The 16,063-nt window shown below is 65.1% G+C and carries 9 protein-coding genes; 2 read left to right on the forward strand and 7 right to left on the reverse strand.

Annotated elements, in window-relative coordinates:
• Position 1: 1 nt before the first annotated feature.
• Positions 2-1,576, reverse strand: coding sequence for a DHA2 family efflux MFS transporter permease subunit (locus tag BXA07_RS14325; protein ID WP_076568575.1), 1,575 nt, complete (start codon positions 1,574-1,576; stop codon positions 2-4).
• Complete coding sequence (locus BXA07_RS14330) at positions 1,573-2,007, reverse strand: MarR family winged helix-turn-helix transcriptional regulator (RefSeq protein WP_076568576.1); 435 nt, start codon at positions 2,005-2,007, stop codon at positions 1,573-1,575. Before BXA07_RS14330 ends, BXA07_RS14325 begins: the two co-directional genes overlap by 4 nt.
• 130 nt (positions 2,008-2,137) lie before the next feature.
• Between BXA07_RS14330 and BXA07_RS14335 the strand changes: the two genes are divergently transcribed.
• The gene (locus tag BXA07_RS14335; RefSeq protein ID WP_076568577.1) at positions 2,138-2,668 is read left to right on the forward strand and encodes an SRPBCC family protein; all 531 of its coding nucleotides are present in this window, start codon (positions 2,138-2,140) and stop codon (positions 2,666-2,668) included.
• Positions 2,669-3,122: 454 nt separating this feature from the next.
• Here BXA07_RS14335 and BXA07_RS14340 read toward each other — a convergent pair whose 3' ends face one another.
• Positions 3,123-4,022: an alpha/beta hydrolase gene (locus BXA07_RS14340; protein ID WP_076568578.1), complete on the reverse strand. Its 900-nt coding sequence runs from the start codon at positions 4,020-4,022 to the stop codon at positions 3,123-3,125.
• Between the two features lie 168 nt (positions 4,023-4,190).
• On the opposite strand from BXA07_RS14340, the gene BXA07_RS14345 reads away from it, so the two are divergent.
• On the forward strand, positions 4,191-7,388 hold the full coding sequence (locus tag BXA07_RS14345) for a PAS domain-containing protein (protein WP_244556277.1): 3,198 nt from the start codon (positions 4,191-4,193) through the stop codon (positions 7,386-7,388).
• On the opposite strand, the gene BXA07_RS14350 is transcribed toward BXA07_RS14345, so the two are convergent.
• The 4 genes from BXA07_RS14350 to BXA07_RS14365 are packed head-to-tail and all read right to left on the reverse strand — an operon-like array spanning position 7,385 to position 15,806.
• Positions 7,385-10,255, reverse strand: coding sequence for a PAS domain-containing protein (locus BXA07_RS14350; protein WP_076568580.1), 2,871 nt, complete (start codon positions 10,253-10,255; stop codon positions 7,385-7,387). The genes BXA07_RS14345 and BXA07_RS14350 overlap by 4 nt on opposite strands.
• Positions 10,256-10,262: 7 nt before the next feature.
• The gene (locus BXA07_RS14355; protein WP_076568581.1) at positions 10,263-11,453 is read right to left on the reverse strand and encodes a hybrid sensor histidine kinase/response regulator; all 1,191 of its coding nucleotides are present in this window, start codon (positions 11,451-11,453) and stop codon (positions 10,263-10,265) included.
• Positions 11,443-12,324, reverse strand: a complete 882-nt coding sequence (locus tag BXA07_RS14360; RefSeq protein ID WP_076568582.1) for a CheR family methyltransferase — start codon at positions 12,322-12,324, stop codon at positions 11,443-11,445. The genes BXA07_RS14355 and BXA07_RS14360 overlap by 11 nt, the downstream gene beginning before the upstream one ends.
• Positions 12,324-15,806 (reverse strand): response regulator, encoded by a 3,483-nt coding sequence (locus tag BXA07_RS14365; RefSeq protein WP_076568715.1) that lies wholly within the window; start codon positions 15,804-15,806, stop codon positions 12,324-12,326. The genes BXA07_RS14360 and BXA07_RS14365 overlap by 1 nt, the downstream gene beginning before the upstream one ends.
• Positions 15,807-16,063: the final 257 nt, after the last annotated feature.

A 16,063-nucleotide genomic window follows, 5' to 3' on the forward strand; every position in this document is an offset into this window, starting at 1 on the left:
GTTATTCCATGGCCGCGTGGTCGACGACGACGGGCGCATTCTTCTTTGGTGGTTTGATCAGGAGCAAAAGCGGCAGCACGAGGATGGTCAGCCACATCATCAGCCAAAAGTCGTCGAGGTAGGCGATCATCGACGCCTGCCGCGTGATTTCGCCATTCAGGGCCGCCATGCCCGTACTCGTGCCCAGGTCGAACACCTGGGCGATGCCGGGGTCATGCAGGGCCGGGTTGGCGATAGTGATGTGTTCCGTCAGGGAGGCATGGGCAATCTGCGTATTGCGCACCAACAAGGTTTGCACGAGGGCGATGCCGATGCTGCTGCCGATATTGCGCACGAGGCTGTAGATGGCCGTGCCTTCGGCCCGCATCTGCGGCGACAGGGTGGCGAACGTGGCCGCGCTCAGCGGCACGAAGACGAGGCCCAGGCCGATGCCCTGGATGATGCCGTTCCACACGACCGTCTTCGGCACGAGGTCCAAGGTGAAATTGGCCATCTGCCACAGCGAGAACGCAGTGATGGAAAAGCCCGCGCCCAGCAGGATGCGCGTATCGATCCTGCCCGTCAGCTTGCCGACGATCAGCATGGCCACCATCGTGCCCAGGCCGCTGGGCGCCGTCACCAGGCCGGCGATGGCTGCCGGGTAGTTCATCAAGCCTTGCAGCATGGACGGCGTCAGCGCGCGGGTGGCGAACAGCACCATGCCGACGATGAAGATGAACAGCAGGCCGCTCACATAGTTCGAATTCTTCAGCAGTCGGTAATCGAGGAAGGACTTGCCGGCCGGGCGCAGGGCAGTGTGGGCGATGAAATAACACAGGCTCATGGCCAGCACGATGGCTTCGATCCACGTTTCCGTGGAAGAAAACCAGTCGTTCTGTTCGCCCCGGTCCAGCAGCATCTGCAAGGCGCCAATGGACAGGCTCAGGGTGGCGAAGCCGAACATGTCAAAGCTCATGCGGCGGTTGGGCGGGTCCTTGCGGATGTAGCGCCAGATGCCAGAGAAAGCCATGGCGCCGATGGGGATGTTGATGAAGAAGACCCAGCGCCAGCTGTAGCTGTCCGTCAGCCAGCCGCCCAGTGTCGGGCCCAGGATGGGACCGATCATCACGCCCATGCCCCAGATGGCCATGGCCGAGCCGTGCTTTTCGCGAGGATTGATGTCAAGCAAGACCGCCTGCGACAGCGGCACCAGGGCCGCGCCGAACACGCCCTGCAGCAAGCGGGCGGCGACGATCTCGGACAGGGTGCCGGACAGGCCGCACAGCACGGAGGCCAGCGTAAAACCGGCAACAGACACGAGAAAGGTGTTTTTCTGGCCGAAGCGGTCGCACAGCCAGCCCGTCAGGGGCGTGGCAATGGCGGCGGCGACAATAAAAGAGGTCAGCACCCAGGTGATCTGGTCTTGCGAGGCGGACAGGCTGCCCTGCATGTGGGGCAGGGCGACGTTGGCGATGGTGCCGTCGAGCGCCTGGATGATGGTGGCGAGCATGATCGAAATTGTGATCATGCGCCGGTTCAGGGTCGGGTCCTGTGAAGCGGGCAGCGCCGGCGTGGCGCTGGCTGTGGCCGAACTCATGCGGATTTCTCCGTCGCCGCCTGTAGCGCTTCGAGCAGTTCGGTGGCGGCGCGCAGTTGATCGGGATCAATGCCCTGCAGCAGCTCCTTGCGGAAGCCGTCCGCTTCCTTGCGCACGGTCTCATACACTTGCAGGCCCGCTTGCGTCAGTATCACCAGTTTGACGCGGCGGTCCGTTGCCGACGGCTGGCGCTGCACGAAGCCCGATTTCACGAGCCGGTCCAGCATCGACACCATGGTGGGGTTTTCCACGCCCAGCTGGTGCGCCAGCTCGCTTTGCGAGGGCGGCTGCGGCGACTTGGCGATCATGGCGATGCACATCCAGCTTGCCTGCCCCAGGTCCAGGTCCTTCAGGCGCCGGTCGATCGCATGGCGCCAGCCGCGCGCCGTCTTGTGGAGCGCGGCGGAAAAGCGCTCTTCGATAGAAATCATAAGGTGAGTCGTCTAATGGTTAGGTGTCGAACTAATATTCTAGCATGCTGGTTTGGCAGGCGTACAGGCCTTCCCGTTTGCCGGCGCCGCTGGTACATTAACAGTCAGCCCACCACCATCAGGAGACAGCATGACGACGGAAAAACAGAAGCAGGACGGAGAGCACCGCGACAGCAGCGACTTTGTCATCACGCACACCTTCGACGCGCCGCGCGAACTGGTGTTCCAGTCGTGGGTGGAGCCCGAGCGCCTGGCCCAGTGGTGGGGGCCTGTCGGCTTCGAATTGAGCGTGCTGGCGCTGGACTTGCGGCCGGGCGGTGTCTTCCACTACGGCATGCGCGCCGACAATGGCTACGAGATGTGGGGCAAGTTTACTTATCAGGCCATCGAAGCGCCGGAAAAGATCGTCTCGATCTTGTCATTCGCCGACAAGCAGGGCAATGCCGTGCAGCACCCGGTCAGCGCGACGTGGCCATTGGAATCGTTCAATGTCATGACGCTTACCGAGGAAAACGGCAAGACGACGATGACCTTGCGGTCGACGCCGCACAGGGCGACCGATGAGCAGCATGAGACGTTCAAGCAGGGGTTTGAGTCGATGAAGGAGGGGTTCAAGGCTACTTTCGGCCAACTGGCCCAGTACCTGGCGCGTGTTCAGTGAGTTTGTATTAAATGCCTAGAACGGCGGGCCGGAGGCGCGGGCCTGAGAAAATGTCCAGGGCTGCGTTGCTTGGGCTCGCCGTACATGCGTACTGTCTTCGCCCGCGCGCCTTGCCCTGGCCATTTTTCAGGTCCGCTGGGCCCGGGGAGCCTTTGATTGAGGCTTGGGCCTAGTCTTGTGAGCTGGTGCTTTTAAATTGAGGTATGACAGCTATCGATCCGAAGCGTGGCTAAGGGAGGAGCGCAGAGCAGATGCGACGAGTTTATGTGACGTCCTCACCCAGATTAGATTAGTACAGTTCGTTTTTAGGTGCATGTTGTGATTGGCACTTGAGCTGCGTCGACGCGCTATTGGCACATTCAGCAGTTGAACAATCCACAGACATTTGGTTATTGTCGGTTGCGCATTCTCTGGCGGCTGTAGGAGCTTCTGCCTTTTCATCAGCTTTCTCGGTTTATTGCGCTCCCATCCCCAGCATCTCCCGCACCACCGGCAAAACCATCTTCCAGGCATTCGACGTCGCCGCAATCTCGTCATAATGACTGGCGCCTGGCAAGATCAGCACTTCCGCATGGTCGCCAGCTTTGATTGCCTTGGCCGCATAGTCGTGCGCCACGCGGGGCGGGGAGATGGTGTCGAGCTCTCCCGTGGCCAGCACTGTGCGGCTGCCGTTGGGGAGCAGGTCGGCCGCGTTGGTGTCGCTGTAGATGTCGGGGCGCCCGGTGCTGGCGCTGCCTGCCAGTTGCGCGATGTCGCGCTCGCAGCTGGTCTTGATCAACTCCTTTTCATGGCGCAGGTCGGCCAGGCCGCCCAGGCTCAGGATATTTTTTACCGGCAGGTAGGTGTCGCGGTACAGGGGGCTGGTCCTGGGCAGCTTTTCGCGGCCGGCGATCCACTGCACCAGCTGGCCGCCGGCCGAGTGGCCCATGGCGACGATGCGGCGCGTGTCCAGCTGGTACCGGGGCGCGTGCTGCTGCAGGCTGTCCAGTGCCGCGTGCATGTCTTCGTAGGTGCCCGGATAGCCGCCGCCCGGCTCATCGACGCGGCGGTACTCGACGTTCCACACGGCGATGCCTTGCGCGACGAGGGCGCCGGCCACGTTGCGCATCTGCTTGATGCCGCCGAAGGCCACCGTCCAGCAGCCGCCATGGACGAGCACGACGACGGGGAACGGTCCCGTGCCTGCGGGCCGGAACAGCTGCGCGTATTGCGACGGCGCGGGGCCATAGGCGAACTGCGCCGTGGGGGCGGGGCCGTCCAGTGCCAGGTAGTCGTCCAGGCTCATGGGGGCGGCGACGGCGCCGTGGACAGAAGCGAGCAGGGCGGTGGCGATCAGGGAGGGGGACATGGTCATGGGGGGCTGGCGCTTGAGAGGATGGCAACACTCTAGCATAGGCATATCGCTCTGGAACAGGGCGCGGCTGCCGGGCGCGCAATAATATAAAACGCTGTTCCATCTCCCTCTCAAAAAAGTGTTGCCCCATGGTATATTCCGGGCATCAGTTATCCGCTTATCGACACGGTGCACGCAAACAACATCATTACATTGCTGGACGCCGAGCATAGCGCGCTGGGGAGTCTCGCCGCCGGCGTCGCGCTGGCCCATGCACTGGAACACCTGTTGCTGGCGCTGCAAGAACTGGCCGAGGGCGGCGCGCATGCCTGCCTCGTGCTCATCGACGAGGCGGACCGCTTTTGCGGCCTGTCCGCACCGAGCCTGCCGCAAGACCTGTGCCTGGCCCTGCGCCACGGCGGCGAGCAGCCGTCACCGTTCGGCACGGCGGCCTTTTCCGGCGCGCCCGTGTATTGCGGCGACATCACGCGCGACGTGCACTGGAGCGCGGGGCGCAAGGAAGCCATGCTGCACGGCTACCGTGCCTGCTGGGTCGCGCCCGTGTTCGGCGCCCGCGGCCATGTCCTGGGCGTGCTGGGCCTGCTGTTCCAGGCGACTTGCCATCCCACCCAGCCCGAGATCGAACTGCTGGCGCTGGCCGCGCGCGTGGCCGCCCATGTCATCGAGCGGGGCCAGCTGGAACAGGCCCTGCACGACAGCCGCGAACACTTTCATTACGCCATGGAGCTGAACACGCAGGTGCTGTGGACAGCCGGCGTGGACGGCAAGCTCGACTATGTGGCGCAGCGCTGGCGCGAATGGACGGGCGGCAGCGGCCTGGGCAGCAGCTGGCTGGAGGCCATCCATGCCGAGGATGTGCCCCGCGTATGGGCGGCGTGGAGCGAAGCGGTGGGCAGCGGCCAGCCCCTGGACCAGGAAATGCGCGTGCGCCGGCAGGACGGCCGCTACCGCTGGGTGCATTCGCGCGCCTATTGCCGCAAGGATGAATCGGGCCAGCCCGTGAAATGGTACGGTTCCTGCGAGGATATCGACGAACACTGGCAGGCACGCAATGCCCTGCTCGACAGCGAAGCGCAGTTCCGTTCGCTGGCCTCGACCATGCCCAACCAGGCCTGGCTGGCGCATGGCAGCGGCGCCACCTACTGGGTCAACGAACAGGTCTGCGCCTACACGGGCCAGACCATGAAGTCGCTCGTCTCCAGCGGCTTTCGCCACTGCGTGCACCCGGACGACTTGCAGGCGACGCAGAAAAGCTGGGAACATGCCGTCGCCACCGCCGGCGCCTATGAATACGAGTTCCGCATGCGCCGCGCCGACGGCCAGTACCGCTGGTTCCTGGCGCGCGCCTTGCCCCTGATCGACGAGGCGGGCACGGTGCTGCGCTGGGTCGGCACGAATACGGACGTGCAGGAACAGAAGAACGTGCTGGAGCGCATGGCTTACCTGAATTCCTCGCTGGAACTGGAAATGGCCAACCGCACGGCCGACCGCGACCGCATGTGGCGGCTGTCCACCGACATCATGCTCGTGGCGGACCTGGCCGGCATGATCATCGCCGTCAATCCCGCCTGGAGCAAGATCCTCGACCGCCCGGAAGTCGAGTCGCTGGGCATGGACTTCATCAGCCTCGTGCATCCCGACGACCGCATGGCGGCCTTGCAGGACCTGTCCCGCCTGGCCCATGGCGCGCCCACTTTGCGCATGGAAAACCGCTACCGCCGGCGCGACGGCGGCTACCGCTGGATTTCCTGGACGGCCGTGCCGGCGCAAAAGCTGATCCACGCCATCGGCCGCGACGTCACCGATGAAAAAGAGGCGCGACTGGCACTGGTGCGCAGCGAGCAGGCCTTGCTGCAGGCGCAAAAGCTCGAATCGATCGGCAAGCTGACGGGCGGCGTGGCCCACGATTTCAACAACGTGCTGCAGATTATCTCGGGCAATTTGCAGTTGCTGAAACTGACGGTGGCCGACAGCCCGCAGGCCGCCCAGCGCCTCGATTCGGCCGCGTCGGCCGTGGAGCGGGGCGCCAAGCTGTCGTCGCAGCTGCTGGCGTTTGCGCGGCGTCAACCGCTGAAGCCGCTGGTGACGGACCTGGGCCACTTGCTGCGCCGCATGCATGAACTGATCCGCCGCGCGCTGGGCGAAGATATCGCTGAGGAAACCTTCATCAGCGACGGCCTGTGGCATACCCTGGTCGACCCGAACCAGATGGAAAACGTCTTGCTGAACATGGCCATCAATGCGCGCGACGCGATGGACAAGGGCGGCCGCCTGACGTTCACCTTGAGCAATGTCACGCTCGACGCCGAATACGCGAGCCTGCACGCGGACGTGCTGGAGGGGCAGTACGTGCTGCTGACCATCACGGACACGGGCCACGGCATGGCGCGCGACGTGATCGACCAGATCTTCGAACCGTTCTTCACCACCAAGCGCGAAGGCGAGGGCACGGGCCTGGGCCTGTCCATGGCCTACGGCTTCATCCGCCAGAGCGCGGGCCACATCAAGGTGCACAGCGCGCCGGGCGCCGGCACGACGTTCAAGATTTACCTGCCCCGTTCGCTGGAAAAGCTGGCCGAGCCGCCGCCTGGCCTGAGCGGCCCCGTGCTGGGCGGCAGCGAGACCATCCTCGTGGTGGAAGATGATGCTCCTGTGCAACATACGGTGGTCGACATGCTGCGCGGCCTCGGCTACGAGGTGCTGCATGCGGATGACGGCGCCTCGGCCCTGGCCCTGCTGGGCACGGGCGTGGCCGTCGACCTGCTGTTTACGGATGTGGTCATGCCCGGCCCCGTCAGCAGCAAGGAGCTGGCGCAGCAGGCCCGGCTGCTGCTGCCGGAGCTGGCCGTGCTGTTTACCTCGGGCTACACGCACAACGCCATCATGCAGGGCGGGCGGCTGGACCCGGGCGTCGAGCTGCTCAGCAAGCCGTACCGGCGCGAAGACCTGGCGCGGCGTCTTCGCCACCTGCTGGCCGACCGCCGCCTGGTGGGCGCGCCCGACCCGTCCGGCCGGCGCATCCTGCTCGTGGAAGACAACGACGATGCGCGCGAAATGACGACCGAGATGCTCAACATGCTGGGCCACACGGTGCATGGCGTGGCCAGCGCGGAAGCGGCCATGCCGCTGCTGGCCATGCCGGGCCTGGACGTGCTGGTGACGGACATCAGCCTGCCCACCATGTCCGGCCTGGAACTGGCGCGCCATGCGCGCGCGCACTGGCCGCGTCTGGACGTGGTGTTTGCTTCCGGGCATGACTGGGGCGCGAGCCTGATGCAGGACGCCAGCGCGCGCTTCCTGCGCAAGCCGTTCAGCCTGGAAGAACTGGCGACGGCGCTCAAGGGGCGCGGGCTGGAAGTCTATTAGGCTGGCGGCAGCAAGGCTTGCTGTAGTTGCTCGACGGTAAAGGGTTTTACCAGGAAGCGCGCCCGCGGGTCGCTGACGCCGGAATTGGCGGGCGAGTGGCCCGTGGAAAACACCACTTCCAGCTGCGGCTGCTCGCGCGCCGCCACGGCGGCCAGTTCGGCGCCCGACATGCGCGGCAGGCTGATATCGGTCAGCAATAGTTCCAGTCCCGGCGTGGCCAGCAGCGGCAAGGCTTCCTCGGCCGTGGCGACGGCTTGCACGGCGTGTCCCAGCATGGCCAGCAGTTCGGCCGTCATGGCGCGCGCATCGGCATTGTCTTCCACCAGCAGGATACGGCGTCCGCCCGGCCGCGCGGGCGCGGGCGGCTGCGGCGCCAGCTGGGCGCGGTACTGCTGCAGGGCCGTCACGTGGCGGCCGTTGGCCAGCAGGTGGCGGATGCGCCGCGCCAGGTCTTCGCGCCGGTAAGGCTTGCTCAGCAGCTCCACGCCCGGTTCCAATCGGCCGCCCTGCATGATGGCGTCCTGCGTGTAGCCCGAGGTAAACAGCACGGCCAGCTGGGGCAGCAGCAACCGGGCCTGGCGCGCCAGTTCCGTGCTGGCTACCTTGCCCGGCATCACCACGTCCGTAAACAGCAGGTCGACGGGAACCCCGCTGGCGATGATGTTCAGTGCGCTTTCGCCATTGCCGGCCCGCAGCACGAAGTAGCCGAGGCCCCGCAGCATGTCCACCACCGTCGTCTGCACCTGCACGTCGTCTTCCACGACGAGGATGGTTTCCTTGCCGCCCAGCACGGGGCCATCGAGCTGCAGCGGCAGCTCCGTTTCCGCTTCGAGCGAGCGCGGCAGGTAGATGCGGAAGGTGCTGCCATGGCCGGGCACGCTGTCCACGGTGAGGTGGCCGCCGCTCTGGCGCAGGAAGCCGTACGCCATGCTCAAGCCGAGGCCCGTGCCTTCGCCTTCGCTCTTGGTGGTGAAGAACGGCTCGAAGATCTTGTCCAGCAGCTCGGGCGCGATGCCCGTGCCCGTGTCCGAGATGGCCAGCTGCACGTAGTCGCCGGGCGCCACGTCCGCATGGCGGGCCGCGAAATCGCTGCCCAGCACGATGTTGGCCAGTTCGATGGTCAGCTGGCCCTGGCCGTCCATGGCGTCGCGCGCATTGATGGCCAGGTTGAGGATGACGTTTTCCAGCTGGTGCGGATCGACCAGGGCGCGCCAGCAGTCGTCGGCCAGCAGCATACGCGTGTCGATGGTTTCGCCCGTGGCGCGCCGCAGCAGGTCTTCCGTCGAACGCAGCAGCTGCGCCAGGTCCGTCACCAGCGGCTTCAGGGGTTGACGCCGCGCAAACGCGAGCAGCTGGGCCGACAGCTTGGCGCCGCGCTCCACGGCGGCCGTGGCGCTGGCGATGCGCTTGGCGGCCAGCGGGTCGCCGTCCAGGGTCATCTGCAGCAGTTGCAGATTGCCCGAGATAATCTGCAGGACATTATTGAAATCATGGGCCACTCCGCCCGTCAGCTTGCCCAGCGCTTCGAGTTTTTGCGATTGCAGCAGGGCCATTTCGCTGTGGCGCAGCGATTCCTGCATGTTGCGCAAGGTATTTTGCGCTTCCTTTTCCAGCGTGACGTGGCGCCCCGTGGCAAAAATCAGGTCGCCCTCGGGCGCCGCCACCCACGACAGCCAGCGGTGGCCGCCATCGCGGTGGCGGTAGCGGTTCTCGAAGCTGGGCATGGCTTCCTGCGTCACTTGCGCCAGCGCCTGGCGCGTGGCGGGCGCATCCTCGGGCAGCACGAAGTCGAACACGCTGCGGCCCAGCATTTCCTCGGGCAGCCAGCCCAGGATGGCAGCCGAGGCGGGGTTGACGGCGGCAAAGCAGTAATCGGCATCGACGGCCACCATCAGGTCTTGCGCGCTGCGCCACAGCCGCTCGCGCTCGCTGTTGCGCGCGGCCAGGTCCGCTTCCAGCTTCTTTTCCACGGTGATGTCGCGCGCGCTGCAATACACCTTGTCGCCTTCGGGCACGGCCACCCACGACAGCCAGTGCCAGCCGCCCAGCTTGTGGCGGTAGCGGTTCTCGAAGCGCAGCGCGGGCTGGCCCTGGCTGGCCGCTTCCCAGGCCGCATACGTGCGCTGGAGGTCGTCGGGATGGATCAGGTCGAGGAACGGGGTGCTGCGGATTTCCTCCGCCGACCAGCCCAACGTGGCTTGCCAGGCGGGGTTCGTGTGTTCGAAATAGCCGTCCAGCTTGAGCACGCCCAGCAAGTCCGGGCTGACTTTCCAGGTGCGGCCGAATTCGCGCGTGCGCTCGGCCACCTGATGTTCCACGCTGGCACTGAGCAGGCGCAGCTGTTCCTGGGCCTGGGCCCGCAAGATGGTCGACCAGACCCGTTCCGACACTTGCACGGCCAGTTCGATCTCTTCCGCATGCCACAGGCGCGCCGTGCGGCTGTGCACGACGAACAGGGCGGCCAGCTGGCCGTCCTTGGCGATGGGAATGTTCAGGAAGGCGCGGATGCCCAGCCGCGTAAACGTCGGCAGGGCGGCCGGCATGGCCGTGCGCGGGTCGCTGGCCACGTCGCTGACGGCAATGGCCAGTCCGGCGGCCAGCGCATCGGCCAGGCCGGCGGCATAGTCGCCCAGGAAGTATTCGCCGGCCGCGCCCGGCGCCAGGCCATCGCTCCACGCATGCCGCAGGGTAGGGCATTGCAGGGTCTGGCCGATGTCGAAGCAGGCCACCTGCTGCGCGCCGAGGCGCTGGCCCAGCAGCTGCGCCGACAGGGCGAGGATCTCGCCCGTGTCGTGCAGCAGGCGCAGCCGCCGTTCCAGTTGCAGCAAAAAGGCCACGCCGCCCGCGCTGGTGCCGTGCTTGCTCATGCCGGCCTCAGCTTCCGGCCAGCGGCAGGGTGACGCTGAACAGGGCGCCGCTGCCGGGCTGGCTTTGCAGGGTGATGGCGCCGCCGTGCGCATCGACCAGCTGCTTGGTGATGAACAGGCCCAGGCCCAGGCCGCCCGTGCTGTCCTGGTGCACGACGCGCTCGAAGGCGTCGAAGATGCGCTCCTGGTCGCGCGCATTGATGCCGATGCCATGGTCGCGCACTTCGATGACGGCGCTGTTCTGCGTGTGCGCCAGGCTGATTTCCACGGGCTGGCCCTGGCCGTAGCGCACGGCGTTGCTGATCAGGTTGACAACGATCTGCTCGACGCGGAAGGCGTCCCAATAGCCGTGGATGGGTTCGAAGGCCAGCACTTCCAGCACGCTGCCCGTCGCGGCCGCACAGGGCGCCAGGTCGTCGGCCACGCGGCGCACCAGGCTCGTCAGGTCGACGGCTTCGCGGCGGATCGACAGCTTGCCGCTGGTGATGCGCGACACGTCGAGCATGTCGTCGATCAGGCGCACCATGCTGCGGATCTGCCGCCCGTCGCGCGCCACCATCTTGCCCAGCTTCTCAGGCTCGAAGGCGGCCAGGTTGCCCCGTTCGAGGTTGACGGTGCGCATCTGCGTTTCCAGGAACAGCGTATTCAAGGGCGTGCGCAGCTCGTGCGCCACCATGGACATGAATTCGTCGCGCAGGCGCAGCGAGCGCTGCAGCTCGGCCTGGGTGGCGCGCAATTCCTTCAGCAAGGCTTCCTGCTGCTGGCGGCTGTGTTCCAGCGCCTGCACCTGGCGCCGCGTCTCGCTGCGCTGCTGGTGCAGGGCGACGAAGACGTTGACCTTGCTTTGCACGGCATTGATGTCGAGCGGCTTGTGCAGGAAGTCGACGGCGCCGCTTTCATAGCCCTGGAAGGCGAAATTCATTTCCTTGCCGGCCGCCGTGACGAAGACGATGGGGATGTGGCGCGTCTTTTCCGTGCCGCGCATCAGTTGCGCCAGCTCGAAGCCGTCCATTTCCGGCATTTGCACGTCGAGGATGGCCAGCGCGAAATCGTGTTCGAGCAGCAGGGCCAGCGCTTCCTCGCCCGAGGACGCCTGGTAGACGCTGCGGTCGCTCTCGCGGATCAGCGCATTGAGCGCGCGCAAGTTTTCCGGCAAATCATCGACGATCAGCAGTTTGGTGCTTGTTTCATTCATCATGTTTCATTCCTGGCATGTGCCGCCCAGCGTAATGGCAAGCGGCGTGCGACGGCGCACGCTTGCGGTAAAGTTTTTCCGGCCCCGGCAATGGCTCGAAGTCGGCGGCAAAGCGCGTGAAATGCGCGCTTTCCTTGCTGCCCAGTCCCAGGAAACCCCGGTGGCACAGCGATTCGTGGAACAGGCCCAGGGCCCGCTCCTGCAAGGTTTTATTGAAGTAAATCAAGACATTGCGGCAGCAAATCAATTGTGTTTCCACGAAGACGCTGTCCGTTGCGAGGCTGTGGTCGGCAAAATTGATCTTCTCGAGCAGGCGCGCGTCGAAGCGCGCGGTGGCATGTTCGACCGTGTAGTACGCGTCCAGGCGGTCCAGGCCGCCCGCTGCCGCGTAATTGGCGCCGTAATCGGCCAGGCGGTGCAGCGGGTACACGCCGCGCGCGGCCGTGGCCAGCGCCTGCGGGTTGATGTCGGTGGCGTAGATGCGGCTGCGTTCGAGCAAGCCTTCCTCGTGCAGCACGATGGCCAGCGACAGCGCCTCTTCGCCCGTGCAGCAGCCGGCCACCCAGATGGTCGGCGACGGGTAGGTTTTCAGCACGGGCACGACCTGTTCGCGCAGGGCGCGGAAAAAGGCCGGGTCGCGGAACATTTGCGTGACGGGGACGGTCAGGATCTGCAGCAGCTCGCCAAAGGCGGCCGGCGAGTCCATTACCAGTTGCTGCAGGGCAGGCAAGTCCGCACACTGGAAACGGTCGAGCGCGTGATGCAGGCGCCGCCGCTGCGAGGCGAGCGCGTAGTCGCGGAAGTCGTAGCTGTAGCGCTGATAGATGGCCTGCATCAGCGCCTGCAGCTGCGCGTCCGTGGTGCGCAGGGACATCACATGCGTTCCATCTTCGGCATCCACACGCGCAGCAGCGAATACAAACGGTCCAGGTCGATCGGCTTGGCCAGGTAGTCGGAGGCGCCCGCCTGCAGGCATTCTTCCTGGTCATTCTTCATGGCCTTGGCCGTAATGGCGATGATGGGCAGCTTGGCGTAGCGGCCGTCGGCGCGGATCAGCCGCGTCGCTTCCAGGCCATCCATGCCCGGCATCATGACATCCATCAATACCAGGTCGATATCGTCCACGCTGTTGAGTTTGCTGATGGCTTCGAAGCCGTTGCGGCCGATTTCCACCACCACGCCTTTCTGTTCCAGCGCATTCGTCAGGGCGAAGATGTTGCGCACGTCGTCGTCCACCAGCAAGATCTTGCGCCCCTCGAAGACGCGCTCGCGGCTGCGCACCTGCTGCAGCATGCCCTGGCGCTCGCTCGACAGTTCCGACTCCACCTTGTGCAGGAAGAGGGTGACTTCGTCGAGCAGGCGCTCGGGCGAACGGGCGCCCTTGATGATGATGGAACGCGAATACTTCATCAGGTCCGCCTCTTCCTCGCGGCTCAGGTTGCGGCCCGTGTAGACGATGACGGGCGGGAACGAGCACAGTTCTTCATGCTCCATGCGTTCGAGCAATTCGTTGCCCTGGATATCGGGCAGCTTCAGGTCGATGATCATGCAGTCGAAAATTTGTGTTTTCAGCAATTCCAGCGCCTGCTCGCCCAGTGCCACGGCCGTGATTTCCACGTCGTCGTCGCTGATCAGGTGGACCACGCTCTCGCGCTGGCGTTCGTCGTCCTCGACCAGCAGGATGCGCTTCATCTGCTGCGTGAATTTCGATTCGAGCTTGCGGAATACTTCCTTGAGCTGGTCGCGCGTGCGCGGCTTGGTGGCGTAGCCGATGGCGCCCAGCTGCATGGCTTCCTGCACCTGGTCGTTGCCGGAGACGATGTGCACGGGGATGTGGCGCGTCAGCGGGTTTTCCTTCAATTGCTGCAAGACCAGCAAGCCCGGGCGGTCCGGCAAGCCCATGTCGAGCAGGATGGCGTCGGGCAGGAATTCTTCGGCCAGGCGCAAGCCTTCGTCGGCGCCGTGCGCCACCAGGCAGCGGTACTGCATCTCATGCGCGAGGTCGAACAGGATGCCGGCAAACGACGGTTCATCCTCGATGACGAGCACGGAGCGCTGGCCCGTCTTGCCGGCCGGCGCGCTGTCGCGGTCGTCCCGGAAGGTGGGCAGGGGCACGGGCTTGGCGGCGGGCGCGGCCTTCGGTGCGGCGGCTGTGCGCGAGGGCGGCTGCGGCGCTGCGGACGGCGCGGCCGGTGCCGCTTCCGCAGGGCGTTCCGGCATACTCTGCGGCAATACCAGTGTAAACGTGCTGCCCTGGCCCGGCGTGCTGGCCAGCTCGATGCTGCCGCCCAGCAAGGCGGCCAGGTCGCGCGAGATCGACAGGCCCAGGCCCGTGCCGCCGTAGCGGCGGCTGGTGGTGCCGTCGGCCTGGTGGAAGGCGTCGAAAATCTTGTGCTGCTGGTCCTCGGCGATGCCGATGCCCGTATCCTGTACCTGGAAGCGCACGTTGCCGGCCCCGTCCGTGCTCACGTGCAGGGCCACCGTGCCCGCATCCGTGAACTTGATGGCGTTCGACAGCAGGTTCTTCAGGATCTGCTCCAGCCGCTGGCGGTCGCTGACGAAGGACGGCGGCGCGTCCGGCGCCAGCTTGACATCGAATACCAGTTTCTTTTGCTGCGCCTGGGCGCCGAACAGCATCTTCATGCTGCTGAGCAGTTCCTCGAAAGGCACGGCTTCCGGCGTCAGCTCCAGTTTGCCCGCCTCGACCTTGGAAATGTCGAGGATATCGTTGATCAGGGTCAACAGGTCGTTGCCGGCCGAATAAATGGTTTGCGCAAACGTCACCTGCTCGGGCGTCAGGTTGCCGCCGCTATTGTCCGACAGCAGCTTGGACAGGATGAGCGAGCTGTTCAGCGGCGTGCGCAGCTCGTGCGACATGTTCGCCAGGAATTCGGATTTATAACGGCTGGCCCGCTGCAGCTCTTCCGCGCGCGCTTCCAGCTGGGCGTGTGCCTGGACGATCGCCATGTTTTTCTGGTCCAGCGACAGCGCCTGCACGGCCAGCTGCTCGTTCGACTGCTCCAGCGCCGCCTTCTGCTCCTCCAGGTGGGCTTGCGACTGCTCCAGCACGCGCGACTGCTCGCCCAGCTCTTCATTGGCTGTGCGCAATTCCTCCTGCTGCACTTCCAGCTCCTCGTTCAGTTGCTGGGTTTCTTCCAGCACGTTTTGCAGGCGCTGGCGGTACAGGGCCGCTTCCAGCGACGTGCCGACATTGGCCGCGATCAGGGTCAGCAGCTCCTTGGCGCGGCTGCTGACGGGGTGGGTGAAGCCCAGTTCGATGACGCCGTTGACGGCCCCTTCGTTGTTGACGGGCGTCAAGACCAGTTCCAGCGGCGCGCCACGGCCCAGGCTCGATGTCACGGTCAGGTAATTGTCGGGCACCTGCCGGATGTGCTTGAGGCGCTTTTCGCGCGCCGTCTCGCCCACCAGGCCTTCGCCCAGCTTGAAGACCTGCTTGTCCTTGATACCCTGGTCGTTGAAACCGTACACGGCCGTGCGGCGCAGGCTGCCATCCTCATCGACGACGTACAGGGTGGCCACGGCCACGTCCAGGCGGTTGGCGAGGAAATCGAGCACTTGCCGCCCCAGCTGCGGCAAGGCCAGCTGGCCGCTCGTGTAGGCCGCCAGCTCCGTCTGGCCCGTGCGCAGCCACGCCTGCTCCTGCAGCACCTCGTTATCCTTGCCGCGCTGTTCCAGCGCTTCATTGTAGATGTCGGACAGGCGCAGCAGTTCGCGCCGGCCCAGGTAGGCCAGCATGCCGGACAGGCCCAGGCTGAGCAGCAGGAAGATGACGACGGCCAGCATGGTGCGGCCTTCGGCCGTATCGGCCCGTTCCTGGCGCAGGCGCTGTTCCATGGCCAGGAAGCTGAGGAATTCGCGGCGGATTTCATCGAACTCCAGCTTGCCTTCGCCCTGGCGCACGCGCGCGAGGAATTCCTGGTTGCTGCGGCGCTGGGCGATGACGCTCTCGGCGTAGTCCATCCACTGGCTTTGCAGTGCGCGGATGCGGCGCAGACGGTCCACCTGGATGGGGCTGTCGGACACGAGTTCGAGCAGCGTGCTCATTTCCACGGCGATCTTCGCCTTGCCCGATTTATACGGCGCCAGAAAGGTTTCATCGCCCGTCAGCAGATAGCCGCGCATGCCCGTTTCCAGGTCGACGGACAGCTTCATCACTTCATTGGCGTTGCCGATGACCCGTTCCGAGTGCTCGACCGAGCGCAGCGCGGACAGCAGGTAGGCGATCAGGCCAACGAATACCAGGGCCGTGACGACGCCGATGACGAGGGGCAGGGTGACGTTGCGGGCCAGGATGCGGCGAAAGCTGAAGGAGTCGATCGGGGTCTTGGTATTCATCATGTCCGTGGTGGGGAGGCTGTCACAAAAAATCAATTTTAATTGAAATGCAAGTTTTCCGGTGGTCAAGCATAGCGTGCGCTAGCATAACAGTCTTGCGGTTAATTGCCGACTCGCAAGGCCGGACTAAGCGCGGTAGCGCACAGATGAAAGTAGCGAAAAATCAAGCTTGCCACGATTGAGGCAGATCAAGGAGATTGGCGGTTCACATCCTAAGATGCAGGAGGTGGCGGCGTCCCTGTGGACGGCCGCCGTGT

Source organism: Janthinobacterium sp. TND4EL3 (assembly GCF_900156175.1).
Lineage (GTDB): Bacteria > Pseudomonadota > Gammaproteobacteria > Burkholderiales > Burkholderiaceae_D > Janthinobacterium.